Raw genomic sequence first — 239 nt, 5'->3', positions numbered from 1 at the left:
TTGTGCACACCTGGTTTGTGTGGGAAGCTTGCGTCATAAGAAGCCTTATTCGGAATCTGTGTACGGCCGTCTTCCTTCACATATGCGGACAAGTTCGCGCCAGCTTTGATCTTCGCGTCGAATGTTAATTCAACTGCTTGACCGCCATTGGCTTTCACTTGGTCTTCTGTAAGCGTCAAGGTAATCGTTTGACCTTCTACCTTGATTTGGCTAGCGTCAAGGGCTTGACCATTCAATTT

1 protein-coding gene is annotated in these 239 nt (G+C 47.3%); it reads right to left on the bottom strand.

The window, feature by feature from the left end; translation table 11 throughout:
- A partial coding sequence (locus B7723_RS00065; RefSeq protein WP_142358073.1) for an isopeptide-forming domain-containing fimbrial protein occupies positions 1 to 239 on the bottom strand: 239 nt, incomplete at both ends.

The organism is Streptococcus oralis subsp. oralis, from assembly GCF_002096435.1.
Taxonomy (GTDB): domain Bacteria; phylum Bacillota; class Bacilli; order Lactobacillales; family Streptococcaceae; genus Streptococcus; species Streptococcus oralis_AA.
Note: the sequence above shows the minus strand (reverse complement) of the source record. Positions and strands in the feature narration are given on the sequence as shown.